24 protein-coding genes and 1 tRNA gene are annotated in these 26,961 nt (G+C 70.8%); 12 read left to right on the plus strand and 13 right to left on the minus strand.

Annotation, left to right across the window (positions count from 1 at the left end; all coding sequences use genetic code 11):
• Window positions 1–229 precede the first annotated feature (229 nt).
• From ACWA7K_RS09425 to ACWA7K_RS09450, 6 genes are all read left to right on the plus strand, one after another.
• Window positions 230–3,235 (plus strand): tetratricopeptide repeat protein, encoded by a 3,006-nt coding sequence (locus tag ACWA7K_RS09425; RefSeq protein ID WP_456167885.1) that lies wholly within the window; start codon window positions 230–232, stop codon window positions 3,233–3,235.
• Between the two features lie 43 nt (window positions 3,236–3,278).
• Window positions 3,279–3,354, plus strand: a tRNA-Thr gene (locus ACWA7K_RS09430).
• 121 nt (window positions 3,355–3,475) lie between these two features.
• Window positions 3,476–4,243: a molybdate ABC transporter substrate-binding protein gene (gene modA, locus ACWA7K_RS09435; protein WP_456167887.1), complete on the plus strand. Its 768-nt coding sequence runs from the start codon at window positions 3,476–3,478 to the stop codon at window positions 4,241–4,243.
• Window positions 4,244–4,262: 19 nt separating this feature from the next.
• Entirely contained in the window at window positions 4,263–4,943 is a 681-nt protein-coding gene (gene modB, locus ACWA7K_RS09440; protein ID WP_456167889.1) for a molybdate ABC transporter permease subunit, read from the plus strand.
• Window positions 4,940–5,674 carry a sulfate/molybdate ABC transporter ATP-binding protein gene (locus ACWA7K_RS09445; RefSeq protein ID WP_456167891.1) on the plus strand — a complete coding sequence of 245 codons (735 nt, stop codon included), beginning with the start codon at window positions 4,940–4,942 and terminating at the stop codon, window positions 5,672–5,674. The genes modB and ACWA7K_RS09445 overlap by 4 nt, the downstream gene beginning before the upstream one ends.
• Window positions 5,671–6,495 (plus strand): TOBE domain-containing protein, encoded by an 825-nt coding sequence (locus ACWA7K_RS09450; RefSeq protein ID WP_456167893.1) that lies wholly within the window; start codon window positions 5,671–5,673, stop codon window positions 6,493–6,495. Before ACWA7K_RS09445 ends, ACWA7K_RS09450 begins: the two co-directional genes overlap by 4 nt.
• A gap of 21 nt (window positions 6,496–6,516) precedes the next feature.
• On the opposite strand, the gene ACWA7K_RS09455 is transcribed toward ACWA7K_RS09450, so the two are convergent.
• The 4 genes from ACWA7K_RS09455 to ACWA7K_RS09470 all read right to left on the minus strand — a co-directional run bounded on the left by ACWA7K_RS09455 (window position 6,517) and on the right by ACWA7K_RS09470 (window position 10,869).
• On the minus strand, window positions 6,517–6,945 hold the full coding sequence (locus tag ACWA7K_RS09455) for a YidB family protein (RefSeq protein WP_456167895.1): 429 nt from the start codon (window positions 6,943–6,945) through the stop codon (window positions 6,517–6,519).
• Window positions 6,946–6,997: 52 nt separating this feature from the next.
• On the minus strand, window positions 6,998–9,352 hold the full coding sequence (locus ACWA7K_RS09460; protein WP_456167897.1) for a putative bifunctional diguanylate cyclase/phosphodiesterase: 2,355 nt from the start codon (window positions 9,350–9,352) through the stop codon (window positions 6,998–7,000).
• Window positions 9,349–9,900, minus strand: coding sequence for a hypothetical protein (locus ACWA7K_RS09465; protein WP_456167899.1), 552 nt, complete (start codon window positions 9,898–9,900; stop codon window positions 9,349–9,351). Before ACWA7K_RS09465 ends, ACWA7K_RS09460 begins: the two co-directional genes overlap by 4 nt.
• Before the next feature lie 210 nt (window positions 9,901–10,110).
• Complete coding sequence (locus ACWA7K_RS09470; RefSeq protein WP_456167901.1) at window positions 10,111–10,869, minus strand: siderophore-interacting protein; 759 nt, start codon at window positions 10,867–10,869, stop codon at window positions 10,111–10,113.
• 49 nt (window positions 10,870–10,918) lie between these two features.
• Between ACWA7K_RS09470 and ACWA7K_RS09475 the strand changes: the two genes are divergently transcribed.
• Window positions 10,919–11,401: a MarR family winged helix-turn-helix transcriptional regulator gene (locus ACWA7K_RS09475; RefSeq protein ID WP_456167903.1), complete on the plus strand. Its 483-nt coding sequence runs from the start codon at window positions 10,919–10,921 to the stop codon at window positions 11,399–11,401.
• 22 nt (window positions 11,402–11,423) lie between these two features.
• Here the strand turns inward: ACWA7K_RS09475 and ACWA7K_RS09480 are convergent, their stop codons facing one another.
• The 4 genes from ACWA7K_RS09480 to ACWA7K_RS09495 form a co-directional block, all read right to left on the minus strand.
• Window positions 11,424–12,260 carry an amidohydrolase family protein gene (locus ACWA7K_RS09480; RefSeq protein WP_456167905.1) on the minus strand — a complete coding sequence of 279 codons (837 nt, stop codon included), beginning with the start codon at window positions 12,258–12,260 and terminating at the stop codon, window positions 11,424–11,426.
• Between the two features lie 40 nt (window positions 12,261–12,300).
• Window positions 12,301–13,473, minus strand: a complete 1,173-nt coding sequence (locus ACWA7K_RS09485) for an ABC transporter substrate-binding protein (protein ID WP_456167907.1) — start codon at window positions 13,471–13,473, stop codon at window positions 12,301–12,303.
• Between the two features lie 89 nt (window positions 13,474–13,562).
• Window positions 13,563–14,429, minus strand: coding sequence for a shikimate dehydrogenase family protein (locus ACWA7K_RS09490; RefSeq protein ID WP_456167909.1), 867 nt, complete (start codon window positions 14,427–14,429; stop codon window positions 13,563–13,565).
• A 121-nt stretch (window positions 14,430–14,550) separates the two neighbouring features.
• Complete coding sequence (locus ACWA7K_RS09495) at window positions 14,551–16,230, minus strand: tannase/feruloyl esterase family alpha/beta hydrolase (RefSeq protein WP_456210430.1); 1,680 nt, start codon at window positions 16,228–16,230, stop codon at window positions 14,551–14,553.
• Window positions 16,231–16,376: 146 nt separating this feature from the next.
• Between ACWA7K_RS09495 and ACWA7K_RS09500 the strand changes: the two genes are divergently transcribed.
• Complete coding sequence (locus tag ACWA7K_RS09500) at window positions 16,377–17,291, plus strand: LysR family transcriptional regulator (protein ID WP_456167913.1); 915 nt, start codon at window positions 16,377–16,379, stop codon at window positions 17,289–17,291.
• A gap of 25 nt (window positions 17,292–17,316) precedes the next feature.
• On the plus strand, window positions 17,317–17,964 hold the full coding sequence (locus ACWA7K_RS09505; RefSeq protein ID WP_456167915.1) for a trimeric intracellular cation channel family protein: 648 nt from the start codon (window positions 17,317–17,319) through the stop codon (window positions 17,962–17,964).
• On the opposite strand, the gene ACWA7K_RS09510 is transcribed toward ACWA7K_RS09505, so the two are convergent.
• Window positions 17,862–19,148 (minus strand): M20 aminoacylase family protein, encoded by a 1,287-nt coding sequence (locus tag ACWA7K_RS09510; protein ID WP_456168752.1) that lies wholly within the window; start codon window positions 19,146–19,148, stop codon window positions 17,862–17,864. The two genes, ACWA7K_RS09505 and ACWA7K_RS09510, sit on opposite strands and share 103 nt — an antisense overlap.
• A gap of 46 nt (window positions 19,149–19,194) precedes the next feature.
• The gene (locus tag ACWA7K_RS09515; protein ID WP_456167917.1) at window positions 19,195–20,190 is read right to left on the minus strand and encodes a tripartite tricarboxylate transporter substrate binding protein; all 996 of its coding nucleotides are present in this window, start codon (window positions 20,188–20,190) and stop codon (window positions 19,195–19,197) included.
• A 146-nt stretch (window positions 20,191–20,336) separates the two neighbouring features.
• Between ACWA7K_RS09515 and ACWA7K_RS09520 the strand changes: the two genes are divergently transcribed.
• The 3 genes from ACWA7K_RS09520 (at window position 20,337) to ACWA7K_RS09530 (ending at window position 22,886) form a co-directional block, all read left to right on the plus strand.
• Complete coding sequence (locus ACWA7K_RS09520; RefSeq protein ID WP_456167919.1) at window positions 20,337–21,221, plus strand: LysR family transcriptional regulator; 885 nt, start codon at window positions 20,337–20,339, stop codon at window positions 21,219–21,221.
• A gap of 198 nt (window positions 21,222–21,419) precedes the next feature.
• A complete protein-coding gene (locus ACWA7K_RS09525) occupies window positions 21,420–22,157 on the plus strand; it encodes a hypothetical protein (RefSeq protein WP_456167921.1) in 738 nt (245 codons plus the stop codon).
• A gap of 114 nt (window positions 22,158–22,271) precedes the next feature.
• On the plus strand, window positions 22,272–22,886 hold the full coding sequence (locus ACWA7K_RS09530; RefSeq protein WP_456167923.1) for a glutathione peroxidase: 615 nt from the start codon (window positions 22,272–22,274) through the stop codon (window positions 22,884–22,886).
• Between the two features lie 13 nt (window positions 22,887–22,899).
• On the opposite strand, the gene ACWA7K_RS09535 is transcribed toward ACWA7K_RS09530, so the two are convergent.
• The 3 genes from ACWA7K_RS09535 to ACWA7K_RS09545 form a co-directional block, all read right to left on the minus strand.
• Entirely contained in the window at window positions 22,900–24,642 is a 1,743-nt protein-coding gene (locus ACWA7K_RS09535) for a putative bifunctional diguanylate cyclase/phosphodiesterase (protein ID WP_456167925.1), read from the minus strand.
• Window positions 24,643–24,729: 87 nt separating this feature from the next.
• Complete coding sequence (locus tag ACWA7K_RS09540) at window positions 24,730–26,247, minus strand: APC family permease (protein ID WP_456167928.1); 1,518 nt, start codon at window positions 26,245–26,247, stop codon at window positions 24,730–24,732.
• A 38-nt stretch (window positions 26,248–26,285) separates the two neighbouring features.
• On the minus strand, window positions 26,286–26,960 hold the full coding sequence (locus ACWA7K_RS09545) for an HAD-IA family hydrolase (protein ID WP_456167930.1): 675 nt from the start codon (window positions 26,958–26,960) through the stop codon (window positions 26,286–26,288).
• Between the last annotated feature and the right edge of the window lies 1 nt (window position 26,961).

Below are 26,961 nucleotides of genomic sequence, written 5' to 3' on the forward strand. Positions count from 1 at the left end.
CCCTCCCCCTCGATCGGAGGCCTTGCGGCATGTGACATCGGTCACGACCGGCGGCCGTGCCGGCGCCGCTCCGGCGCGGGTTCTGCCGCTTCTGCCGGTTCCACCACTTCCGGAACGGTCGACAGAAGAACCGCCCGCACCGGTCTTTTCGGACCCTGGCGACCCGCCGTCGCCCCTACCCTGACGGGAACGCGCAGGCACCTGGAACCCTTCATCCATGCCCCTTCCCATGTCGTCCCCGACCCCCGAACCCGCCCGCGACGGCCCGAGCGCCGCCGCCCTGCCCTGGCCACGCTGGCAAGGCGCCGACCTGCCGCCGCAACGTGCGCTGCTGATCCTGGCCGGGCCGGATCTGGCCGCCAACCTGGCCAGCGCCGATGCCTTCGCCACGCTGGCGCGGCGCGGCATCCGCGTGCTGCTGCGGCTGGGCACGACGCAGGTCGACTGGCTGTCGCGCGTCTGGGGCGTCTGGGCGGTCTGGCCGACACCGGACGGCGACACGCCCGACGCGCTGCCCGATCCGGCCGACGCGCCGCCCGACCTGATCGCGGCGGTCGATGCCTGGATCCCGCTGGCCGACCTGCCGGCGCTGCTCGAACCGGTCGCCGACGGCCCCTGGCCGCGTCTGCACCTGGGCGCCGCCTACGTCACCAGCCTGCTCGACGAGGCCGATACCCAGGGCCAGCCCGAACGAGCCGACACGCTGTGGATCGGCAGTTGCCTGGCCGACGATGCGGTGGGCGGTCCGGCGATGGACCTGCTCGACGGCCTGGCCGGCCCGCTGAAGCTGGTCGCCTGGCAGTGGCGCGAGCCGGTCGCCGGCCTGGACGACGCGGCGCGCGCCCGGCGCCTGGGTCGCTGGCCGGATCTCGCCGCCGCCGACACCGACCGCCTGCTGCTGGCCCGCCGGATGGCGACGCTGGACCTGCTGATCACCCACCAGCGCGAGGCCGCGACGCTGGCCTGGGCGCTGGGCAAGCCGGTCTGGTGGCTGGTGGCGAGCGGCGACGACGCGGTCGCCAGCCCGCCACCGGCGCTGGGCGACCTGCCGGTCGTCACCTTGCAGGACCTGCCCGGCGCGCTCGCGGCCTGGGCGCCGTCGCGCCGCCATGCCCTGCGCAAGCTGGCACCGGACGACGCGCTGGCCGGCGTGGTCGAGGCCATCAACGCCTGCCAGCAAGGCGCCCTGGACGCCGCCCGCGCCCATGCCGTCCAGCTGCTGATCAGCCACCCGCAACGCCCGGACGCCTGGCGGCTGCTCGGCCTGATCGGCCAGACCACCGGCCAGCTGGCCTGGGCCGAGCGCTGCCATGCCCGCGTCACCGAGGTCGCGCCCGCCTGGCCGGACGGCTGGAAGAGCCTCGGCCTGCTGCGGCTGGAACTCGACCGCCCGGACGCCGCCCGCGAGGCCCTGGCCCGCGCGCTGCCGCTGGCCCCGCAGGACGCGGCGGTGCGCGGCCCGCTGGCGCGCCTGCACGACGAACACGGCGACACCGACGTCGCCATCACGCTGTACCGCGACGGCCTGGGCCACCAGCCGCGCGAGACCGACTGGCAGCTGGCGCTGGCCCGTCTGCTGGTGCGCGCCGGCGAGCCCGATGCCGCGCTGTCCTACCTGGACGCCTGCCTGCGCCAGATGCCCGACGACCACCGCAGCCATCCGCTGGCGCTGCGCCTGTCGGCCCGTGCCCATGCGGCGCTGGGCGACACCGACGCGGCGGCGGCCTGCCTGCGCCGCTGCCTGGAACGTCGCCCGGGCGATGCGGAGGCGGCGGCCGCGCTGGCTCGCCTGTATCGGCTGCGCGGCCAGATGTCCCGTGGCCGCGAGGTGCTGCAGAAGGCCCTGCAGGCGACGCCCGAGACCCCCGACGCGCCGGCCGATCGCGCCCGGCTGAAACTGGAAGCGTGGGCGCAGCTGCGGCTGGCGGATCCGGCGCGGGCGCCGTCCGATGACCTGGCCCGCGAGGCCGCCGCGACGCTGGCCGCAGCCCGCGCCGTCGACCCGCACGATGAAGCGCCCGACACCGCGCTGTGGTGCGCGCTGGCGCCGCTGCTGGACGACCGCACGCGCCGCGCCTTGCGCCCGGCCGCGCGCACCGATCGCGCCGGCCCGGCACCGGAACGCCGTTCGCTCGGCCATCGGCGCCCCCGGCTGGCCTATGTCGGATCGCCGGCCGCGCTGGTGCGCCATCAGGATCGCCTGCGCAGCCTGCTGGCCCGCCACGACCGCAACCGTCACGACGTGCAGGTCTGGCACTGGTCGGCGCCGCAGGACGACGGTCGGGCGCCGACCCCGACCGGCCTGGACGCGGAAGACCTGGGCGCCGCCAGCGACGCCGAACTGGCGCGGCAGGTGCTGAGCCTGGAACCCGATGCGCTGGTCGACCTGGACGGCGACGGCTGCCACGCCCGCCCGGGTCTGTGGTCACGACTGCCCGAAGGTCTGCGCCTGGCCGCCTTCGACCGCTGCGACGTCACCGACGTCAGCCCGTGGCCCTTGACGCTCGCCTGCGCCGGACCGGCCGACGCGCTGCAGTCCGCCAGCCCCATGCGCCCGCGCTGGCGCGAACGCCTGGGCCTGCCGGCCAAGGCACCGGTGCTGGCCTGCCTGGCGCCCGTCTGGACGCTGTCGGGCGAGACGCTGTCGGCGCTGTTCGCGCTGCTGCAGGCCTGCGCGCCGGCCCATCTGTGGCTGGCGCCGGCCGACGATGCCGTGCGCGCGGCGCTGGTCGAGCGCGCCACGGCCGCTGGCGTCGACCCGGTCCGTCTGCATCACCTCGACCCGGACGCGCATGCCCACGCGCTGCGCCACGGCGGGCTGATGGCAGTCGACCTCTACCTGCAGCTCGCACCCGACTGGCACGACGCGCTGCTGCCCGACCCGCTGGCCCAGGCGCTGGCAGCCGCCGTGCCGGTCGTCGCGCTGGCCGAGCCGAGCGGGCGGCTGTCGCGGCTGCTGCAGGCCGCCTCGGACGACGGCGCGCTGCACGCCGATCTGGCCGCCTGGCAACAGGCCGCGCTGGCCGCTTTGCGCCAGCCGCGCGAGCTGCTCGCCGCCCGTCAGGCCGCCATCTCCCGCCACCGCAGCGCCGCGCTGTTCCAGCCCGTCGAACTCGCGCGTCGGCTGCAGGACGCCCTCACGCCGGCCGCACCCGCAGCGCCTGCGAATGCCGCGCGTGACATTTCCGGCAAGCGCCCGTCCCCGCGTCGACAGGCCCACCACAGCCCCGCTTGATCACCCCACCGTTTTCACCCTAGAATCGCGGTCTTTCGCCGAAGCCGGCATAGCTCAGTTGGTAGAGCAGCGCATTCGTAATGCGAAGGTCGGGGGTTCGACTCCTCTTGCCGGCACCAGGATCTGAAGGCCCAGCACCGCAAGGTGCTGGGCCTTTTCGCTTTTGGGCGCCCCGAAAAGGGTGGTTGATCGGAGCCGCGATATACACTCGTACATCGCGCTTTTCTTCCCCGATACGCCATGCCCCGTTCACGGTTCCCGTCGCTGGCAAGCCTGATCATCGGCCTCGTACCCCTGTGCGCAAGCCCGGGTGCCCACGCCGCCGACGTCACCGTCTCGGCCGCTGCCAGCCTGACGAACGCGTTCAAGGACATCGCACCGCTGTATGAGTCCGCATATCCCGGATCGAAGCTGCTGCTGAACTTCGGCGCCTCCGGGGCGCTGTTGCAGCAGATCGCCAAGGGCGCACCGGTCGACGTGTTCGTCAGCGCGGACGAGGAGACGATGGACCAGGCCCAGGCGCAGGGTCTGCTGAAGGCCGGCAGCCGGCGTGACCTGGTGTCGAACACGCTGGTCGTGATCGTGCCGGGCGCGGCGGCGGCGCTGCCGAAGTCGCTGGCGGACCTGACCCAGCCGGCCTACGGGCGCATCGCGATCGGCCTGCCGGCCAGCGTGCCGGTCGGGCGCTACACCCGCGGCGTGCTGGAAGCCGCGAAGCTCTGGGGCGCGATCGAGCCGAAGATGATCGGCGCGACCACCGTGCGTCAGGCGCTCGACTACGTCGCCCGTGCCGAGGTCGACGCCGGTTTCGTCTACGCGACCGATGCCGCCGTGATGCCCGACAAGGTCCGCGTGGCCTTCACCGTGCCGACGCCGAAGCCGGTGCGCTACCCGATCGCCGCGCTGGCCGCTGCGCCCAACCCCGCCGATGCCGCACGTTTCATCGCCTTCCTGCAGACTGCCCCGGCGCAGGCGGTGCTGGCGCGACACGGCTTCGGCAAGCCCTGAACCGGCGGGAGCGTCAACCTTGGACGGTGCCTGGATTGCCCTGCTGCTGACCCTGAAGGTGGCCGGCTGGGCGACCCTGATCAACCTCGTGCTGGGGGTCGGTGCCGGCTACGCGATGGCGCGCTGGCGCTGGCCCGGCCGTGACCTGCTGGACGCCGCGCTGACGCTGCCGATGGTCATGCCGCCGACGGTGCTGGGCTACTACCTGCTGGTCGTCATCGGTACCCAGGGGCCGATCGGCGGCTGGCTGCTGGCGCACTTCGGCATCCGGCTGATCTTCACGTGGCAGGCGGCCGTGATCGCGGCGGCGATCGTCGCCTTCCCGCTGGTGTTCAAGGCCGCACGCGCGGCGTTCGAGAACGTCGAGCCGCAGCTGGAGGACGCCGCCCGCTCGCTCGGCCTCGGCGAAGGCGCGGTGTTCCTGCGGGTCTCGCTGCCGCTGGCCTGGCGCGGCATCCTGGCCGGGCTGCTGCTGGCCTTCGCCCGCGCAATGGGCGAGTTCGGCGCCACGCTGATGGTCGCCGGCAGCATCGCCGGGAAGACGCAGACGCTGTCGATCGCGGTCTACGAGGCGGTGCAGGCCGGGCAGGACGACAGCGCCAGCTTCCTGGTCGCGATCACCTCGGTGACCTGTCTGGCGGTGCTGCTGAGCGCCGGCCGGCTGGTGCCCGGCCGGGTCGTGGCAAGGGGCGGCGCATGACGACCTGGGACCTCGCGCTGCGCAAGCGCCTGCATCCCGGCCCGGGCCACGAGTCGGCACGTTTCGACCTTGACGTCCGGCTGCGCAGCGACGCCAGCCGGGTCGTGCTGTTCGGTCCGTCGGGCGCCGGCAAGAGCCAGACGCTGCGCCTGGTCGCCGGCATCGGCCGGCCCGACGCCGGGCGTGTCGAGGTCGCCGGGCGGGTGCTGAGCGACAGCCAGAGCGGCCTGTGGCTGTCGCCGCAGCAACGCCGGCTGGCACATGTCTACCAGGACTACGCGCTGTTCCCGCACCTCAGCGTGCGGCAGAACATCAGCTTCGCGCGCCGCTGCGGCGGTCTGCGCGGGCTGTTCAATCCGTCGCGACAGGCGCGCGACGCGGTCGCCGAACGCTGGCTGCGCGACTTCCACCTCGAAGCCGTCGCCGACCACCTGCCACACCAGATCTCCGGCGGTCAGCGCCAGCGCACGGCACTGGCCCGGGCGCTGGTGAACGAACCGTGTGCGCTGCTGCTCGACGAGCCCTTCGCCGCGCTGGACCGGGCGCTGCGCCGGCAGCTGCGCCGCGAGCTGAAGGCGCTGCAGCAGGACCTGCGCCTGCCGATGCTGCTGATCACCCACGACGACGAGGACGTGGCCGAGCTGGCCGAGCAGGTCGTGCACCTGCAGCATGGCCGCGTCGTCGAGGCGCCCTTGCCGGCAGACGGGCCCGAACTGGAGCCGCTGCGATGAAGACCGCCCGCCGCCCCACCCCGCCACCACTCGCGCTGAACGGCTCGGTCTGGCTGTCGGTCGGCGACCAGGACCTGGCCGGCGCGGTCCGCATGGGCCTGCTGCGCGCGGTCGACCAGCAGGGCTCGATCACGCAGGCGGCCAAGGCCTACGGCATGAGCTACAAGGCCGCCTGGGACGCGATCGACGCGATGAACACGCTGTCGAGCGCACCGCTGGTCGAGCGCATCAGCGGCGGCAAGGGCGGTGGCCGCACGGCGCTGACGGACCACGGCCGGCGGCTGCTCGACCGCTACGACCAGATCGAGGCCATACATCGCCGCTTCCTCGACCTGCTGGACCTCCGGGCGCTCGACCTGGACCAGGACTTCTCGATCCTCCAGGCCCTCAACATGAAGACCAGCGCACGCAACCAGTGGATCGGCAGCGTCGCGGCGATCCGCGCCGGGGCCGTCAACGACGAGGTGGAGATCGACCTGCCGGGCGGCCAGCGCCTGTCGGTCATCGTCACGCGCCAGAGCACCGAGGCCTTGCAGCTGCGGCTGAAACAGTCGGTGATGGCGCTGGTGAAGTCGTCGGCGGTGATGCTGGCGACCGGCCTTGGCGAGGGTCAGGCCGTCTCGGCCCGCAACCGCCTCGACGGCACCGTCCGAACGATCCATCCCGGCGCGGTCAACGCCGAGGTGACCGTGGCGGCGGGTGCGCTGACGATCGTCGCGATCGTCGAACAGCAGGCCGTTTTCGACCTCGGCCTGCAGCCCGGCTGCGCGGTGTCCGCGCTGATCAAGGCGTCGGACGTGATCCTGGCCGTGGCCGCCTGAAGCGGTCCGGCCCGGTCGTCCTCAGCCCCGTCCGCCCAGCGAACCGAGCAGGCCGCCCAGCGCCGACAGGTCCAGGCCGCCACCCGATCCGCCTTCCGGCAGCTGGCCGTCCGGCGTCAGGTGGTCGATGACCTGCGGCAGCAGCTGCGCCAGCGTGTCCGGCGACAGGCCGAGCTGCTGGACGATGCCCTGCAGCGGGCCGCTGGCGAGCACCGACTGGATCTGCTCGGCCGACACCGGCAGGTTGGCGCCGGTGCCGATCCACGACTGGATCAGGCCGCCCAGGCCCTGGCCTTCGAAGGTCTTCACCAGCCCCGGCAGGCCGCCGACCTCCGGATGGTCCAGCAGGCCGCCGATGGCCTGTGCCAGCCCGGCAGGGCCTGCGCCCTCCCCGGCCCCTTGCGTGACGGCGCCCAGCAGCTGGCCGGCGACGGAATCGAACAGTCCCATGGTTTTCCCTCGGTTGGGTTGAGGGAAGGCTTATAGCAGCCCGCTGTCCGCCTCAGGATGACACCACCCGCCCGGCCTCGGTCGGCGGCGCCAGTTCATCGGCGGGCACCGGCCGGCCGAACAGGTAGCCCTGGAACAGCTCGCAGCCGTGGCGCGCCAGGAAAGCCCGTTGCGCCTGGGTCTCGACGCCCTCGGCGATGACCTCGAAACCCAGCTGCTGGCCCAGCGCGATGACGGTGCGGACGATGGCCGCGTCGTTGGCGTTGTCGGGCAGCCCGCGCACGAAGCCGCGGTCGATCTTGATCTGGTCCAGCGGCAGGCGCTTGAGGTAGGCCAGCGACGAGTAGCCGGTGCCGAAGTCGTCGAGCGAGAAGGTCACGCCCAGCGCCTTCAGCGCCGACATCTTCTGCGCGATGACGTGCAGGTCCTGCGCCAGCACGCTCTCGGTCAGCTCCAGCTTCAGGCGCTTCGGGTTGGCGCCCGACCGGCGCAGTGCGGCGACGACCTGGTTGACGAACTCGGGATGGTGGAACTGCCGCGCGCTGACGTTGACCGCCATCGACAGATCGGCGCGGTCGGGGTCGTGCGACCACGCCGCCAGCTGCGTGCAGGCGGTCTGCAGGATCCACGGCCCGAGCTGCAGGATGTGGCCGCTGCTCTCGGCCAGTGGCACGAACACGGCCGGCGAGACCGGGCCGCGGGTCGGGTGGAACCAGCGCAGCAGGGCCTCGACGCCGATGGTCAGCCCGTCGGCATCGACCTGCGGCTGGAAATGCAGCGCCAGCTCCTGGCGCGCGATGCTCAGGCGCAGGTCGGCTTCCAGCTCGGACAGGTCGACCAGCCGGGCCTGCAGCTGCTGGTCGAAGAAGCGGAAGTCGTCGCGGCCGTCGGCCTTGGCCTGGTACATCGCCGAGTCGGCGCGGCTGAGCAGGTCGTCGGCGCTCATCGGCGCATCGCCGAACAGCGCCACGCCGATGCTGGCCGAGCAGACGTGTTCGCGCTCCTCCAGCAGGAACGGCGCCGACAGCGCCGCCAGCAGCCCGCGGCAGGTGGCCGCGACCCGGTCGGATGCGGCCTGCGGTTCGGCGCCCAGGCCGGTCAGCACGGCGATGAACTCGTCGCCGCCGAGCCGGGCGACGAAGGTGCCTACGGGCAGCGTCGCCACGAGCCGGCGGGCGATCTCGACCAGCAGCTTGTCGCCGCTGCGATGGCCCCAGTTGTCGTTGATGGCCTTGAAGTTGTCGAGGTCGATCAGCAGCGCGGCGCCCAGGTTGCGCCGGGCGTTGGCGTCCTGCAGCGTGGTCGTGACCTCCTCGACGAAGCGGGTCCGGTTCGGGATCTGCGTCAGGCTGTCGAAGTAGGCGAGCTGCTGGACCCGGTGCTGCGCCTCGCGCAGCGAGTTCTCGCTCTCGCGCAGGGCCTGGAAGGCGCGTTCGCGCTCGGTGACGTCGCGGATGATGACCAGGTCGCTGGCCTGACCGCCGGCGTCGAAGGTCGAGATCGAGGCCTCGATCGGGAACACCTCGCCGCTGGCGCGCATCGCCGTCAGGCCCGACAGCGGCCCGATCGAGCGTGGCAGCTCGGGCAGCAGCAGGTCCAGCGGCTGGCCGATCATGTCGGCGGCGGTCCGGCCGAACATCGATTCGGCGGCCGAGTTGAAGACGATCACCCGCTGCGACGCGTCGATGCTGATGATGGCGTCCTTGGCGGTGTCGATCAGGCCGGTCAGACGCCGCTCGCTGGCCGTCAGGGCCGCGTTGTTCTGGCGCGCCTTCACCAGCTGACGGAAGGCGAGCAGGCCCATCGCGCCGACCAGGATCGACAAGGCCAGCGCCGTCATGCCCGAGACCACGGCCTGCTGGCGCAGCTGCGCGTGGCGTTCGAGGGCCATGTCCTTGTGGATCGTGTTGATGTTGAGGATCAGGTCCTGCATCGAGCCGCCCATACCCTCGAGCCCGGCCCGCAGCGAACGCACGCGCAGCTCGTCGAAGGCCGGCCCGTGACCGCCCGGCTCGCCGCCGACGCCGAAGTACGCATCCCCTTCGGCCGCGAAGGCTTCCATGCGCTCGAAGAAGGGCCGGTTCTCGGGCAGGCGGAAGGCCTCGCGCGGGCCGGTGCCCGAACGCATGATCTCGAGCCGGCTGATCAGCACCTCGTAGCGCAGCGCCAGGCTGTCCATCACCTCGGGCTCGCCGTGCGTGAGCAGGGCCTCGTTGAGCTTGGCGAGCATCTTGTAGCGCTCGGCCTGCAGCTGGAACACGTCCCACTCGATGCTGGCGCGGTTCTCGCTGACGGCGGCCTCGAAGCGGTTCCACTGCCAGTACTGCAGCCAGCCGATGCCCAGCACCAGCGCCACGACCAGCGCCGCGCCGGCCCGGAAACGCTCGAATGGCAGGAGGTTCCTCATCGGACCTCGATCGCCTTCAGCTGCCAGATCGACCGGGCGTAGAACGTGTCGTTGCGGGTCCGCTCATCCTCGTCAAACGGAAAGATGAGGAACAGCGGCCCCTTGTCGCGCACCGACAGGACCGAGCCGTCCGCGCGCCGCGCCAGGATCGGATCGTGCACCAGCACCTCCCCCGCCGGCATGCGGACCTGGTAGTCGTTGAGCGCCGTCATCTGCAGCATCTGCCCGCTGGCACCGGCCCGCGTCAGCACCTCGGACAGGGCGGGACCGGAGAAGCTGACGACGCCCTTGTGCCAGGGGGTCCGGGTGCGGATCACCCGGGTCGGCAGGGCGTCGAGCATGTCGGCATCGAACTCGAAACGCCTCGCGCCGTCACCGGCGTTGCCACGCGAGATCGCGCCGCTGACGCTCAGCAGCACACGCCCCCTGGGCGCCTCCATGGCCTGTGCGGGCGCGGCGCCGAACAGGGCGACCAGCGGACTGGCCACCATCCAACGGGACATCTGGCGGCGCGTCAACGCGCCCGGGTACTGCTTGTGCATCGACATGGGGCCAGGGCCAGGACTCGACGTGGACGTGCACCACATGCTGCAACGAACCGTCTGGAAGGGACTGCATGGGATCAACCGACGTCGTGTCTTCGGTCAATGTCGCCCAAACCTTCAGGCCTGTCCCGCCCGTGGCTTGCCCGGGCGTGCGGTATTCACGACGACCGGGGCCGGACCGCTGCACCCCGAGCCGATTCAGGACCGGTTCTTTCAGTTCTCGATCGACTCGTGGAAGGCCGCCGCGCCGGGCTTCCAGTAGGCCGACACGCGCAGCGCCTCACGCGGCAGGCGGTGGTGCGTGACCAGCACCTGCCGCAGCCGGGCCATCGTGGCGGCCTCGCCTGCGGCCCAGGCGTGGCCTTCGCCGGCGGGCAGGTGCAGCCGCCCGACCGCCTGCAGCAGCGTCTCGGCCGAGTCGACCCATTCCAGCTGGACCTCGGCGGCGCTGACCGGCGCGCGGCGGTCGGCCGGGTCCGGCACCCACAGGACGACCTGGGCACGGGCGCCGGCCGGCAGTTCCTCCAGCCGGCGGTGGATCGCCGGCAGCGCGCTCAGGTCGCCGGCCAGCAGGTGCCAGTCGTGGTCGATCGCGATGACCATCGAGCCGCGCGGCCCGCCGATCGTCGCGCGCGTGCCGGGCTGCGCGCGGCGGGCCCAGGCGCTGGCGGCGCCGCCGTCGTGCAGCACGAACTCGACCGTCAGCTCGCGCCGTTCGGCATCGAAGCGGCGCGGCGTGTAGTCGCGCATCAGCGTCTGGCCGTCGGGGCCTTCGACGATCAGCTTCAGGTGATCGTCGAACGACAGCGACGTGAAGCCCGCCAGCGACTCGCCGCCGAAGGTCAAGGCCAGCAGGTGCGGGCTGAGCGGTTCGGTGCGCAGCACCTCGACCTCGCGGCGGACGAGTTCATGGCGGATGCGCTGGACACGCGGCGTGCGCGGGGGCATGAAGGGATCGTGGATGGCGTTCATGTCACGGGCGGCCGGTCAGCCGCCTGAATGGTTGATAATGTCATCCATCATGCGCAAACAAGTTGATCATGTCAACCATTCCGGCAAGTCTGCGGCCGGGTCGGCCACGACCGACGTGCTGGAAGCCGTGCACGGCCTGATGCATGCGGTGCGGGCGCACCAGCACCGCGCCATGCGCGATGGTGGCCATGAGCTGTCGCCGATGGAGGGCAAGCTGCTGGGCCACCTGGCGCGTCATCCGGGCACGGCGCAGAGCGAGCTGGTCACTCACTGGGGCCGTGACAAGGGCCAGATCGCCCGGATGGTCAATGGCCTGAAGGAGCGCGGCCTGGTCGACGCCCTGCCCGATGAGCAGGACCGCCGCATCCAGCGCCTGCACCTGACCGACACCGCCCGCGTGCTGCACGAGGCCGTGCACCGCGAACGCCGCCGGCTGGCTGCGCTGGCGGTGTCCGGTCTGGACGCCGACGAGCGGGCGCAGCTATTGGCGCTGCTGGCGCGGGTGCGCGCGAACCTCGACGCGGCCGGCTGAAGGCGCTGCGGCGGACCTGGCCTCAGCCCGGCTCGCCGAAGCCGAACAGCCGCCGCGGGTTGTCCCACAGCAGGCGGCGACGCGCGACCGGATCCGGCCACCAGCGTTCGACCAGCCGCAGCAGCGGCCCCATGTCGAGCCGTTCCGGGGCGCGCAGGAAGGGCCAGTCGGAGGCCCAGATGCAGTGGTCCGGCCCGTAGGCATCGACCAGCGCACGCACGTAGGGCTCGGCATCGTCGTAGGGCCAGGCCCCGGCCGAGTACTTCTGGTGGCCCGACAGCTTGATGACCGCCCGGCCGCTGCGCGCCAGTGCCAGCACGGCCTGGAAGCCCGGCTGCTGCAGGCCGCGCGAGGGCACCGGCCGGCCGGCATGGTCGACCAGGATGCCCGCACCGCTGTCGAGCAGCAGCGGCACCAGCGGCACCATCTGGTCATCGGTCACCTGGACCTGGATCCACAGGCCCAGGTCGGCCAGGTGCCGCAGCAGCGCAGCGCTGCCGAGGTAGTGCGCGGCGCCGTGGATCGTCGCGTTGAAGGCGACGCCGACGACACCGGCCTGCTGCAGCCGCTGCAGCTCGTCGCGGCCGGCGTCGAGGGGCACCACCGCGATGCCCTTGTAGCGGCCACCGCTGCGGGCCAGCGCATCGAGCAGGCAGCGGTTGTCGAACCCGTAGCCCGAGTTCGGCCCGACCACCAGCGCGTGCCGGATGCCGTAGCTGTCCATCACCAGCCGGTGCTGCGCCTGCGTGCCGATCTCCTGCCCGGCCGGGCGGTAGGCGACGTCGTCGGCGTAGGGGTGCCGGACGGGGTCCAGCACGTGGTTGTGGCAGTCGATCTTAGGCTCGTCAAAGATGTTCATGCGCCCTCCAGCGAGCCCGTCCGTTCGATCGTCACCCGCCTCACTTGCGGCCCAGCGCGGGCAGCACTTCCTTGACCACCTGACCGCCGTTGCGGGCCTCGACCAGGAAGCTCTCGCGGTCCAGGTCGCCGTTGGCGTCGATGCTGACGTCCATGATGACGCCCGGCTCCTTGGCCGCCGAGATGCTCAGGCCATGCAGCGCGGCGGCAACCGCCTTGCGGTCGAACTTGCCGACCTTCTCGATCGCGGCCTTCAGGATGTAGACGCCCGTGTAGCCCTTGATGCCGTTGTGGTCGGTGACGTACTTGTATTCCTTCTGGAACTTGGCGTTGAAGGCCTTCATCGCGGGCGACGGCGCATCCACCGTCAGGCCGACGTGCGCGACCGCGCCGTTGGCGGCCTCGCCGGCCAGCTCGATGACCTTCTGGCCGACCAGCGTGGTCTCGCCGACGATCGGCTTGGTCACGCCCTGCTTGCGCAGTTCGCGCAGCGCGCGGGCCGACTCTTCCTCGTTGGTGTAGACGAACACCACGTCCGCGTTGGCCTGCTTGGCCTTGAGCACCGGCGCCGAGAAGTCGAGCTGGTTCTGGTCGGTCGAGATGTCGGCGGTGATCTTGACGCCCAGCGGCTCCAGCGCGGCCATCAGCGCCTCGCGGCCGCCCTTGCCGTAGTCGTTGTTGACGTAGATGAGCGCGACGGTCTTGGCCTTCAGGTTCTGCGCGATGTAGCGCGCCACCTTGGGCATCGCGGTGTCCTGCGTGAAGCTGGTGCGGAAGATGTACGGGTTGCCCTGCTTGGTGATCGCCGCAGCCTCGCCGCCGGTGAAGTTGGGCACCTCGGCACGGCGCGTCTCGGCCATGCTGACCATGATCGAGCCCGAGAACACCGGCCCGAACACCGCGAAGACATCGTCGTCGACGGCCTTCTGCGCCAGGCCCTTGGCCACGCCCGGGTTGCTCTGGGTGTCCGAGACGGTCGTCTCGATCTTGCGGCCCAGGATGCCGCCGGCCGCGTTGATCTCCTTGACCGCCAGCTCGATGCCGTTCTTGAAGTTGGTGCCCGAGGTCGCGCCCGCGCCGGACAGCTCGACCAGCGCGGCGAGCTTGACGACATCGGCCGCCTGTGCCGGCAGGCCGGACAGCGAGGCGACGGTGGCGGCCACGGCGGCCACGACGGCCTTCAGGCCGGTGCGGCGGGTGGAATGCGTGTTCATGGGCGGGTCTCCTGTGGATGGCCTCTGCGGCCTGGTGTGAAGGCTTGAACGGGGAAGGCGCGGCGCCTCAAGGGGGCCTCAAGGGAGCATCAACGCGGCCGCAGCAGCGTGCGCACCTCGGCGAGGTCGTGCTGCAGCGTCTGCGCCAGCGCCTCGTGGCCGAAGAAGCGCAGGTACTCGGGCACCTGCTGCACCAGCATCTCGAAACCGGCATGGGCGGCGATGCCGCGTTCGGCGCAGGCGCGCAGCAGCGGCGTCGGTTCGCGGCTCATGATGATGTCGACCACGGCCGCGCCGGCATCGATGCGGGCCGGGTCGGTCGGCATCGGGTCGTCGGCCTTCAGGCCTTGCGAGGTGCAGTTGACAACCAGCCCGTAGCCGGCCGGATCGGTGTCGTCGGCCACGCGGATGACGCTGGCCGAGCCAGTCGCGCGGGCCTCGGCCTGCAGCTGCGTCACCAGCGCCTCGGCACGGGCGCGGCTGCGGTTGTGGATCGCGAGTTCGCCGATGCCACGCGACAGCAGCGCGGCGGCGACCGCCTGGCCGCCGCCACCGGCGCCCAGCATCAGCGCGCGCTGGCCGGTGATGGTGATGCCGGCCTGGTCGAGGCCCTTGACGAAGCCGATGCCGTCGAACAGCGCGCCGTCGGTGCTGCCGTCGGCGCAACGCCGCACCGCGTTGACGGCGCCGGCCACGCGGGCCAGCGGGTCGATCCGGTCGACCAGCCCGACCAGCGCGGGCTTGTGCGGGATCGTCGCCCACAGCCCGCCGACGTTCTGCGCCTTCAGCGCATGGCGGACCCAGCCCTGCAGGTCGACCGCCGCCACCCGCATCGGCACCAGCACCGCGTCGATGCCGTGGCGCGCGAACAGCGCGTTGTAGACCTCGGGTGCGCGGACCTGCGAGACCGGGTCGCCGATGATGAAGTAGACCTGGGTGTGGCCGGTGATGCTCATGCGTGATCCTGGGGGGCCGAAGCGGGCGGCACGCAGTCTAGGAGACCGCCCCCCCTTCAGGAAGATGCGTCAAACACGGGGGTGATCGCGCATCGGCATCATGGTTTCCCCGACGATCCGGTCAGAGCGGCGCGGCGCCGTAAGGCGTGAACCAGTCGCTGGCGGCCCAGTCCGCCGTCGTCGCGGTGGTCAGTGCCGCACCCTTGGTGTAGCTGGTCGCGGCATTCACGTCGCCGGAGCCGTCGTACTTCGCGACGGCCGGATAGGGATAGACCGGCCGGGCGCTGGTGACGGCGTTAGCGGTGTCGGTGCGCACGGTGGTGATGGCCTCCGGTGCCGTGCCCTTCTCGACCCAGTCGACCATCTTCGTCACCAGGTCCATGTTGGGATGACCGTCGCCGCCGCCGCAGTGGCCCACGCCGGGCACCAGATAGGTCCGCGAGAAACCGTCGACCAGCGTCTGGCCCATCGTGTTCACCATCGCCTCGCGGTAGGCGACGGTGTAGCTCGGCGAGATGTGCTGATCGGCCCAGCCGTGCCACAGGATCAGCTTGCCGCCGGCGGCCTGGAAGGCCCGCAGGTCGGGGTTGGTCGCGTCGTTGAGCGGATGACGGGTCCGCAGCCGGGCCAGGAAGGCCTCGGTGAACTCGAGCTCGTCGATCGTCGGCGGCGTCGCGTCCGTGAAGATCAGGTTGCGGGCATTGGCGACGATCATGTCGCTGAAGAGGTTGGTGGCCGTGGCGGTGGCGGGCAGGAAGACGCCGGCCCACAGGTTCTCGGAGCCGTATTGCGGGCCGCCGGCCAGGATGCGGCGGTTGCTCACGGGATCACGCGGACCGGCATAGATCCGGGTGGCCGCCGTGACCTCGCTGGCCGTCAGGCAGGTGGAGGTGTCGGTGGCACCGCTGGCGCACTGGATCGTGGCCGGGTCGAAGCTGCAGCGGCGCGGATCCGTCAGCAGGCCATCGGTCTGGCCGTCCAGCGCGTCACAGGCGGCCATCACCGCGTTGTGCAGCACGGTGGCCTTGGCCGGAAGCAGCACGACCGCGCCGGTCGACAGTCCGGTGTCGCGGTTGGAACGCGACAGCCAGGCGTGGTGCAGCGAGTTCTGGATCTGGAAGTGGAAGGCCGGCGCACCGGCAATGATCCCGTTGTAGTCGGCGGGATAACGCTGCGCGGCCATCAGCGCCTCGCGGCCACCGTCCGAGCAGCCGACGAAGTAGCCGTACTTCTGGCTCTGGCCGTAGTAGGCCTGGATCAGCTTCTTGGTCGCCAGCGTCGTGATGTGGACGCCGCGGTAGGCGAAGTCGACACGCTTCTGCGCATCCAGCGTCCAGGCGCTGGAGAAGCCGCTGTGGCCCATGTCGGTGGCCGACAGCACGAAGCCGCCCTGCTGCGCCAGCGGGCAACCCCAGGCCTGGCCGGGCTCGACGGCGGTGCTGACGCTGCCGCACAGCCCTCCGCAGCCCATGTGCAGCGACCGTTGCGTCCAGCTGTCGACCGGCAGGCTCACGCGGAAGCCGACCGTCGGTGCCAGCGTGCCCTGGACGGTGCAGAACTTGACGCTCGCGCCGTTGAGGGTCGACGTCGTCTCGGTGGCCGAGCTGACGACGCTGCCCACCCCGCCGATGTCGGTGAGGTCCAGCGTGGCCAGGCTGGCGCAGGTGGAACTGGGCTTGACGACCGCGAGCGTCGTGTCAGGCACCACGTCGGCTGCGGCGGTGGCGTTGTCGTTGCCACAGGCAGCCAGCACCGTGGCGAGTCCGCACGCGAGCAGCGCGAAGAACCGTTTGCATTTCATGATTTCCATGTTTTCCCCTTGTTTGCGTGGTCGGCTGTCGCTTTCTTGATGCAGCGCAAGCCGTGCGGCGCAGTCTAGAAATGCAAAAAACGCACGTGAAGATCCATCAAAAGCGGGGGTGATATCTCCTGGTTATCATCTTCCGGATGAAGCTGAACTCCCTGCAGGCGCTGGTGGCCGCGGTCGACGAAGGCAGCCTGCGGGCGGCCGCCCGGCGCGTCGGTGTTTCCCAGCCGGCCATGACCAAGATGATTCGGGAACTCGAGGTCGAGCTGGAGACGACGCTGCTGACGCGCTCCATCAAGGGCGTGATCCCCACGCCCCAGGGCACCGTGCTGGTCGAGCAGGCGCGCAAGGCGCTGCGGGAACTCGATGACGCGGTCGTCCGGATCGACCACCTGAACGGCCGCATGGTCGGGGAGCTGGGCATCGCGGCCGTGCCGCTGGCCGTGCTGTTGCTGATCCCCGAGACGCTGCGGACCTTCGGGCGCGAGTTCCCGGACATCCAGCTGCGGATCCGCGAGGAGCTCTACATCGCCGAGCTGCGCGACCTTCGGCAAGGCGAGATCGACGTGGCCCTCGGCCCGATCCCCGAGCCGCTGCCGGCCGGCGAGTTCCATGTCGAGTCGCTGATGCCGATCCAGATGGCCGTCGTGGTCGGACGCGACAGCCCGCTGGCCCAGGCCACGTCGCTGGAGGACCTGCTGCAGGCGCGCTGGGTCTACACCAGCGTCTCAGGCCACACCGGTTATGCGCAGACGCTCTTCACGCGTCACGGCATCCGGCCGCCCGAACCGGCCGCGATGGTCAATTCGACGCTGGCCCTGATGACGCTGATCTGCAGCGGCGAGTTCGTCGGCCTGATGCCGCTGCCGCTGGCGCGCCACCCGGCCGCCGCGCCGTGGCTGTCGGTCGTCCCGATCCTGGAAGGCGAGCTGGAGATGACCCTCGGCGCGATGGTGCGGCAGGAAGCCTTGCTCAAGCCGGTGGTGCGGCAGTTCCTCGCCCACCTGCAGCGGGCGGCCGCTCAGGCCGGCCTGCAGAATCTGCCCGGCACCTGATCGCCCCCCGCCAGCGGACCCACCCATGCCACTCATCACCCCTTGGGCCCTGTCGCAGGTCCAGACCGCCGTCGAGGTGGTCGCCACCGTCGCCTTCGCCCTGTCGGGCGTGATCGAGGGCGCGCGCAAGCGGCTCGATGCCGTCGGCATCTGCGTCGTCGCCGGCCTGTCGGCCTTCGGCGGCGGCACGCTGCGCGACATCCTGCTGGACCGCCGGCCGCTGTTCTGGGTCCAGCACGCCAACTGGATCTGGGCCCTGCTGGCGATCTGTGCGGCGGCGATGCTGTTCATGCGCGCCCGTCACCTCGAACCCACCGAACGCGCGATGCAGTGGCCCGACACGCTGGGCCTGGGCCTGTTCAGCGCCGGCGGCACGCAGATCGCGGTCGATGCGGGCATGCCGGGCATCGTCGCGGTGCTGCTGGGCATGGTCACGGCCGTGTTCGGCGGCGTGCTGCGCGACATCGTCTGCAACGAGATCCCGCGCGCCTTCAGCGACCACCGGCCCTACGCGGTCTGCGCCTTCGCCGGTGGCTGGGTGCTGATCGGCCTGCACCAGGCCGAGGCGCCTCAGTGGCTGGCGCTGCTGGCCTCGGCCGCCACGGCCACGTCGCTGCGGGCGCTGGCGGTGCGGCTGGACTGGCGGCTGCCGGCCTGGCGGGCGGGGGCCTGAAGGAAACGCTCGGCCAGCGCGACCCAGTAGGCCGCGCCGATGGCGATGTTGGCGTCGTCGAAGTCGTAGCCCGGGTTGTGGACCATGCAGGCGCCCGGGCATGGCTCAGCCGATGAGCCACCCGATGCGTCTCGCACGCCGTTGCCGATCAGCAGGTAGCTGCCCGGCACCCGTTCGAGCATGAACGAGAAGTCCTCGCTGCCGCTCAGCGCCGGACCGTCGAGCGTGACCTGCCCCGGGCCGACCAGGTCGAGCGCAACCTCGCGGGCGAAGTCGGTCTCGGCCTTGGTGTTGACCAGCACGGCATAACCCGGCCGCCAGTCGATGCGGGCGGTCACGCCCAGGCTCGCAGCCTGCGCGGTGATCAGCTCCTTGATGCGGCGTTCCAGCAGCGCGCGCACCTCGCGGTCCAGCGCCCGCACGCTCAGTTCGAGCGTCGCCTGCGCCGGGATCACGTTGTTGGCCTGGCCGGCGTGGATCGCGCCGACCGTCACCACCGCCATCTGCAGCGGGTCGACGTTGCGCGAGACCACCGTCTGCAGCGCCATCACGATGCTGGCCGCCGCGACGATCGGGTCGGCCGCGCGGTGCGGCATCGCGCCGTGGCCGCCGGTGCCGTCGAGCGTCACGGTGACGTAGTCGCTCGACGCCATCGCCGGACCGTCGCGGAACACCAGCCGGCCCTGCGGCACGCCTGGCATGTTGTGCATCGCGAAGACGGCATCGCAGGGGTGACGCTCGAACAGGCCGTCGGCCATCATGCGCAGCGCCCCGCCACCGCCCTCCTCGGCCGGCTGGAAGATCATGTTGAGCGTGCCGTCGAAGCGCCCGTCCTCGGCCAGCCGGCGGGCCGCCGCCAGCAGCATCGCCGTGTGGCCGTCATGCCCGCAGGCGTGCATCAGGCCCGGCCGGGTGCTGGACCAGGCCACGCCGCTGGCCTCGTGGATCGGCAGCGCGTCCATGTCGGCGCGCAGGCCCAGGCGCTTCGCACCGGGCGCCGTCGCATCGCCGCGCACCAGCGTGCCGACCACGCCGGTGCCACCGACGCCCCGTTCGACCGTGTAGCCCCAGGCTTCCAGCCGCTGCGCCACCAGCGCGGCGGTGCGGTGCTCGTCGAAGGCCAGTTCCGGATGCTGGTGGATGTCGCGGCGCAGCGTGATGAACTCGCCCGCCCGTGTCGTCATGGCGTCCAGCAGGTAGGCGCCGCCGGTGCTCGTCGTCATGCCCGGCTCACTGCGGCTGCAGGTTGATCGAGGCGGCGATGGCGCGGTAGCGCGCGGTCTCGGCGGCATAGAACTTCGCCGCATCGGCCAGCGACATCGCCGGCGACACCACCTGCGTCTGCGCGGCCAGCTGGCTGCGCACCGTCGGGTCCTGCAGCGTGCGGCCGATCAGCTCGTGCAGCTTCGCCACGATCGGCTCGGGCGTGTTCTTCGGCACCAGGAAACCGGTCCAGATCTTGTACGAGAAGTTCTTCAGCGCCTGGCCCTCCGACACCGTCGGCAGGTTCTTCAGCAGCTCCGAGCGCTGCGCGCCGAGCTGGCCGATCACCTTGAGCTTGCCCTGCTCGGCCAGCGCGCCCATGCCGGCGCTGTAGACCAGCACGGCGAAGTCGACCTGGCCACCGGCGATGTCCTGCAGCAGTGGCGCGTTGCCCTTGTAGGGCACGTGCTGCAGCTTGATGCCGGTGAGCTGCTGCACGTTCTCGAGGATCAGGTGGTAGAGCGAGCCCACGCCGACGCTGCCGTAGTTCAGCGGCCGGTCCGGCGTCTTGCGCGCCAGCGCGATCAGCTCGTCGACGTTGTTGACGCCCAGGTCCTTGCGGGTCACGAACACCATCACCGCATCGGCCACCGGATGGACCAGCCGGAAGTCCTCCGACTTCAGCTTGACCGCCGCGTTGGCCAGCGGCGACAGGATCAGCTCGTTGGGCGATCCCTGGAAGACGTATTGACCGTCAGCCGGCGCCGTCAGCACCTTCTGCGCGGCCAGCGCACCGCTGACGCCGCCGAGGTTCTCCACCAGCAGCTGCTGGCCCAGCGCCTGGCCCAGCGGCGTGGCGACGATGCGCGCGATGGCATCCGACGGCCCGCCCGCCGGGTACGGCACCATCAGGTTGACCGGCTTGCTCGGCCAGGCCTGCGCCAGAGCGCCACCGGCGGCCAGAAGAAGCGTGGCGGCAAGCGCCAGCGAGCGGCGCAGCGGCCGTTGGATGAGGCTGTTCATGTCGTCTCCTGTGCCGTCGTGGCGGCGTGTGTCGTGGTCGATGAAGGCCATGCTATGGATCGCGTCATCACCAGTCCAATGCATTGTTCTTTCCGATAGCATGATCTGGACTCATGACCTGAAACCCCGTCCACCGGAGCCGCACGATGACCCTGGTCCAGCTGCGCCACATGATCTCGCTGGCCGACAGCGGCTCGTTCAGCCGCTCGGCCGAGATGCTGTTCCTGACCCAGCCGGCGCTGAGCCGCAGCATCCGGGCGCTGGAGGACGAGCTCGGCCAGCCGCTGTTCGACCGCATCGGCCGGCGCAACGAGCTGACGCCCTTCGGCCACGAGGTCCTGCAGCGCGCCCGCCAGCTGGTCTTCGAGGCCGACGAGCTCGGCGCCAGCGGACGGCGCATGCGCGAGGGCGTGGCCGGGCGGCTGCGCATCGGCCTGGGTTCGGGCCCGGGCGCGCTGCTGATGTCGCCGCTGCTGCGTCACGTCGCGACCCGGCTGCCACGCCTGAAGCTGGAGATCGCGCGCGGCCAGACGGCGCTGCTGGTCGAGCAGCTGCGCGAGCGCCGGCTCGATGCGCTGGTGGTCGATGCCCGTTCGGTCGAGCCGGCCAGCGACCTGAAGGTCGAGGCGCTGGCCGAACTGCGCGGCGCCTTCCTGGTCCGCCGCGGCCACCCGCTGACACGCCGCCGCCGTGCGCTGACCTTCACCGACCTGCAGGCCTGGCCGATCGCGTCGACGCCGCTGAGCGACGAGGTGGCGCGCATCCTGGTCGAACGTTACGGCCCTGCCGCCCATCCGGCCGAGGCGGTGACGCTGCGCTGCGAGGAGATCGCCAGCCTGGTCGACGTCGTCAGCCACAGCGACGCCGTGCTGCTGGCGGTGCGCAAGGCCGCGCCCGGCCTGGTCGAGCTGACGCTGGACCCGCCACTGGCCACCAGCGCCCGTTTCGGCCTCGTCACCCGGGCCGGCCGCAGCGAGGCGCCGGGCCTGTCGCTGCTGCGCGAGGTGATGGCGGGCCTGTTGCACGACTGACGCCGGCCCAAACTGCGCGCCGAAAAAGAAACCGGGTTTTCGAAAACCCATTGTGAAAACCCATCAGGGGCTTGTATCGCCATGCTCTCGATCGGCATATGCTGACCTCGGACATTGCGAAGTTGACCTCCTGAGGTACGCCGACTCTCGATCACTTCAGTCTTTCAGACCCATCCCGAAGTCATCCGGAGTCGTCAATTGGAACAACGCTACGAGTATTACAACACCATCGTCGACGCGGTCGACGAGACCATCGAACTGATACGCGACCTGCCACTCAAGAAATGTTATGACACCGAGTTTCTTGAGCAAACGTTCATTCCCCGACTCGGACTGAACAACGAAAATCTCAATGAACAGCCGCCGGAGCTTGCACACGCCTTCGGCAAGAGTCTGCACATTTTCCAGTATCCGAATCAGCTGGCGAAATATCTGGTCTGGATGAGCCACAACGCCAGAGAGACGAGAAAGTACATGGAAATCGGCTGCCGCTGGGGCGGCACGTTCATCTTGACGAGCGAATGGCTGAAGAAGATCGGCGCACCGCTGGAATGTTCGATTGCGGTCGATCCGATCCGGATCACGCCCTTCATCGAACGCTACAAGGAATCATCCAGCCATGCCGTGCTCTACATCAACAAGCTGTCGACCGACCCGGATTTCATCCGTCAGTTCAATGTCATCGACCCCGACTACGTATTCGTCGACGGCGATCACTCGATGCGCGGCGTCATGTTTGACCATCTGCTCGTGCGGGGCAACGCCAACATCATCGGGCACCATGACATATCGTCGATCGCCTGTCCGGACAGCACCTTGTTCTGGAGTTATCTGAAACAAGGCGAACCCGGCTTCCGACACAACGAATTCGTCGATCAATACGCGTCGGTCCAGGGCTCGTTCCTGGGTATCGGCGTCCTGAAGCGCAGGACCTGATCCGGCGCCACCTTCGACCGGATCGGCGCGAGTGCCCCGCCCGTCGGCAAGGGCGCGCGACGACGGCCAGAATCGGCGCCACGGCGATCCGTCCGTGTCCCCGAGCCTGCTGCCATGACCGCCTTGCCGACCTTCGCCATCCGACCGTTGTTCGCGGCCCTGCTGGGCGCCTCGGCCCTTGCCGCCCTGCCGGGCACCGCCCTCGCCCAGACGGCCCAGAGCACCCAGAGCGCCACCGCTCCGGCCAGCTGCCCCACCCTGCTCAACCACACCTTCCCGCGCCTGCAGGACGAGAAGGACCAGTCGCTGTGCCAGTACGCCGGCAAGGTGCTGCTGGTCGTCAACACCGCCAGCTTCTGCGGCTTCACCGGCCAGTACGAGGGGCTGGAGGCGCTCTACGCGCGCTACAAGGATCGCGGCCTGGTCGTGCTGGGTTTCCCGTCCAACGACTTCAACCAGGAAGGCGGCGACAACAAGCAGATCGCCGAGTTCTGCACCAACACCTACGCGCTCAAGTTCCCGATGTTCGCCAAGAGCAGCGTCAAGGGCGACCAGGCCTCGCCGTTCTTCCGCCAGCTGGCCGACAAGACCGGCCAGGTGCCGCGCTGGAACTTCTACAAGTACCTGATCGGCCGCAACGGCCAGGCCATCGACAGCTACGGCAGCATGACCGGCCCGGACGACCGCAAGCTGGTCGCGGCGATCGAGAAGCAGCTGGCGGCGCGCTGAGGCGCGGGCGGCCTCAGGTCGACGGCGCCGTCGCCTGTCCGGCCGGCCGTTCGACCTGGTGCCGTGCGAGCCAGGTGTCGAGCTGGTCGGCCGGCATCGGTCGACCGAACAGGTAGCCCTGCAGCGCGGAGCAGCCCAGCGCCCGCAGGAAGGCCAGCTGGCCGGGCGTCTCGATGCCCTCGGCGATGGTGCGGTAGCCCATCGCGTGGGCCATGCTCAGGATCGCGCGGATGATGGCCTCGCTGCGGTCGCTGACGCCGATGTCGCGGATCAGCGATCGGTCGATCTTCAGCTCGTCCATCGGCAGCCGGGTCAGCTGCGACAGGTTCGAGTAGCCGATGCCGAAATCGTCGATCGCCACCCGCACGCCGGCCTGGCGCAAGGTCGTCAGCCGCAGGACGTTCTGTTCGAAGTCGGTCATCGCGATCGACTCGGTGATCTCGATGGACAGCAGGTCCGGCGGCACGCCCTCGCGCGCCAGCAGCGCCAGCAGGTTCGGCACGAAATCGGGTTCGACGAACTGGGACGGCGACACGTTCACCGCCACCGGCCGCCGGATGCCCTGGTCCAGCCAGGCGCGGCACTGCGCCACCGCCAGCACCAGCACGCGGTTGCCCAGCGGCGTCATCAGCCCGCTCTGTTCGGCCACGTCGATGAAGTCGGCCGGCATCCGCAGGCCGCGCTCCGGGTGCTGCCAGCGCACCAGCGCCTCGACACACCCCATCTCCAGCGTCTGCGTGCTGACCTTGGGCTGGTAGTGCAGGACCAGCTCGTCGCGCTGCAGCGCCAGCCGCAGGTCGGCCTCGACGCGGGCGCGCTCGAACAGGGTCTCGCGGATGCGCTTGTCGAAGAACATGCAGCGCGCCTTGCCGGCCTGCTTGGAGCTGTACATCGCCAGGTCGGCGAAGGTCAGCAGCTCGGCCGCGCTGTCGGTGTCGTCCGGGGCGATCGCGATGCCGATGCTGGCGCCGACGACCACGTCCTGGTTCTTGATGCGGAAGGGTTCGCGCAGCGCGTCGATCACCGCTTCACCGATCGCCGCCAGCCGCGTGCGGTCGGTCTGGCCGGGCAGCACGGCGACGAACTCGTCACCGGCGAAACGGGCGAACACGATGTCCTCCGGCAGCCGGTCGCAAGGGTTGCCAAACGGGTCCATGCAGGTGTCCAGCGTCGCCTGCGTGCGGTCCAGCCCGCGTTCGAGGATGCGCCGGCTCGCCTGCCGCAGCAGCTGGTCGCCGCCGTCATGGCCGAGCGTGTCGTTGATGCGCTTGAAGCCGTCGAGGTCGATGAACACGATGGCGGCGCGGAACTGGCCGCGCCGTTCCTCGGCCAGCGCATAGCGCAGCAGGTGGTCGATGACGGTGCGGTTGGGCAGCCCGGTGATCGCGTCGACATGGGCCAGCGCGTTCATGCGCAGGATGTTGGCGTTCAGCCGCGAGGTCATCTGGCGGAAGCTGTGCGCCAGGCCGCCGACCTCGCAGGCGCAGTCGACATCGACCGGCGCGTCGAAGTCGCCGGCGGCGATGGCGTCGGTGCTGCGCTTGAGCGAATCGATCAGGCCGGTCAGCCGACCGGCCATCCAGAAGGTGGCCGCCCCGATCGTCAGCGTCAGCCCGGCCAGCGACAGCCACCACGCCGGATCGGGCCGCCAGGCCTGGTCCAGCAGGCGCTCGCGCAAGGTCACGCCCGCCAGCGTCAGCACGACGCTGGCCAGCGTGAAACGCCAGCGGATGCTGTTGAGTCCTCGTCCGTACATGCCGTACCTTCCGATCCCGGTGCCTGCAGGGGTATCGGTCGGATGGCCGGCGAGTTGAGGGCGACCGGGCGCGGCCCGGGCTTCCGTTCAGGCCAGCACGTCGGCGACCAGTTCCGGCGTGCGGACCTGGGCCAGCGCCCAGGCATGGCCGGCCAGAAACACGCCGAAGGGCAGCAGCACGAGGCACCAGCCCAGGCCGCTGAGGCCCCAGGCGGTCGTCGTCGGGTCGACCCCTTCGGCGACCGCGCCGGTCAGCAGGCCGAAGCGCGACATCAGCAGCCACAGCCCCAGCAGCAGGCCCAGCGTAGCCAGCAGCGGCGCCACCTTGCCGGTGAACACGCCGACCTCGCCCGGGTGGCGGGAGAAGAACGCGACCACGGCCAGGCAGACCAGGATCTCGATCAGCACGATCGACACCACCGCGACGCCGCTGAACCAGAAGAACATGTGCAGCACCGGGTCCAGCCCGGCCAGCGCGAAGGCCGCGATCACCAGCGCGCCGAGCAGCGACGTCAGCCCGGCCGCCGCCGCCGGGGCGCCGTGGCGGTTGACGCGGCTCAGGCTGGCCGGCAGCGCGCCGCCCCGGCTGAGTGCGTAGAAGTAGCGGCTGGCCGAGTTCTGGAACGCCAGCATGCCGGCGAACAGGCTGGACAGCACCAGCAGCCCCATCACCTTGGGCAACCACGGGCCGACGTATTGCCCGGCGAGGCCGAACACGACGGCCGCCGGTTCGGCCAGGGGCACGTTGTCGACGGTCGACATCGCGACCACCTGCTCGCCCACCTTGGACGCGCCGAGGCCCGTCACGACCGCGAACGAGGTCAGCGTGAACAGCAGCGTGATGACGCCCACCGCCAGGTAGGTGGCGCGCGGCACGGCGGTCTTCGGGTCGGTCGATTCCTCGCCGTAGATCGCGGTGGCCTCGAAGCCGATGAAGGACGCGAAGGCGAACGCCAGCGCGATGCCGGCCGAACCCTGCAGGCCACCGGCCAGGATCGCCGACGGGCTGAACGACAGCGCGGGCTGCCAGCCTTCCGGCCCGCCCTGCAGCAGGATCGCCGCCGACAGCACCAGCAGGCTGGCCAGCTCGGCCAGCATCAGCACGCCCAGCAGCCGGGCACCGACGTCGACCTGCGCCAACGACAGCGCGGTGACCAGCGCCCAGGCCGCGAAGGCCCAGCCCCACCACGGCAGCAGGCCGGCCTGCCCGGCCATCAGCGCGCCGAAGAAGCCGTAGAGCGACAGCTGGATCGCCAGGTAGGCCAGGATCGACACGAACGACGAGGCCAGCCCGTGGCGATGGCCCAGCCCGCGTCCGACATAGGCGAAGAAGGCACCGGCGTTGGTGACGCGGTGGCTCATCGCCGCATAGCCGACGCTGAACAGCAGCAGCGTCAGGCCGACCAGCAGGTAGGCGCCGGGCGCGGCGGCCCCGTTGCCCAGCGCGATGGCCGGCGGCAGCGCGCCGGTCATGCCGACCAGCGGCGCGGCGGCGGCCACGACGAAGAAGACGATGGACCAGACGCCGAGCTGGCCCGAGCGCAGTCGGTGGCCGGCATCGGCTGGGCCGTTCGGATCGGCAACCGGATTCGATGTGTTGTTCATGCCTAGTCCCTCCAGGGATGGTGTGCCAAGTGTGGCGGTCAGTGAACGTGTTGGCCCGGCCGGGGGATGCCCAGCCGATCAAGCGCCTCGCGGCACGAGGCAGCCGGGTCGCGCACGTCGAAGGCCACGGCCGGCAGGCCGATGCGCTCGGCGCCCTCGACGTTGCGGCGCTGGTCGTCGACGAACACGCAGGCCTGCGCGGGCAGGCCCAGCGCGTCCAGGCAGGCCTGGTAGGCCCGCGCATCGGGCTTGAGGATGTGGGTGTGGGTCGCGTCGACGATCACGTCGAAGCGGCGCAGCAGCGGCAGGCGGTCGCGGAAGTCGGCGCCGTAGAACAGGTCCAGCTCGTTGGACAGGATCGCCAGCCGGCAGCCGGAGGCCTGCGCGGCCTCGATCAGCGCCACCGTCTCGGGCCGGATCACCGCCTCGACATCGGCACCGCGGGCGCGCTGCACCAGCGTCTCCATGCGGTCCCAGCGTTCGCCCAGCAGCGCGCCGACCTCGCGGGTGCGGGCGAGCCAGTAGTCGCGCTCGCTGATGCGGTCGGCCTGCATGTCGCGCCACAGCACATCGCCGGCCACGTCGAAGGGACCGCGCCAGGTCAGCGTGCCGGGCGGCAGGCCGAGCGCGGCCTCGCTCAGCGGGTGGGTCTCGAACAGGGTGCGGCTGATGACGCCGCCGAAGTCGAGGATCAGGGCTCGGGATGAAGACATG

Source organism: Leptothrix mechoopdaensis (SeqCode) (genome assembly GCF_053893855.1).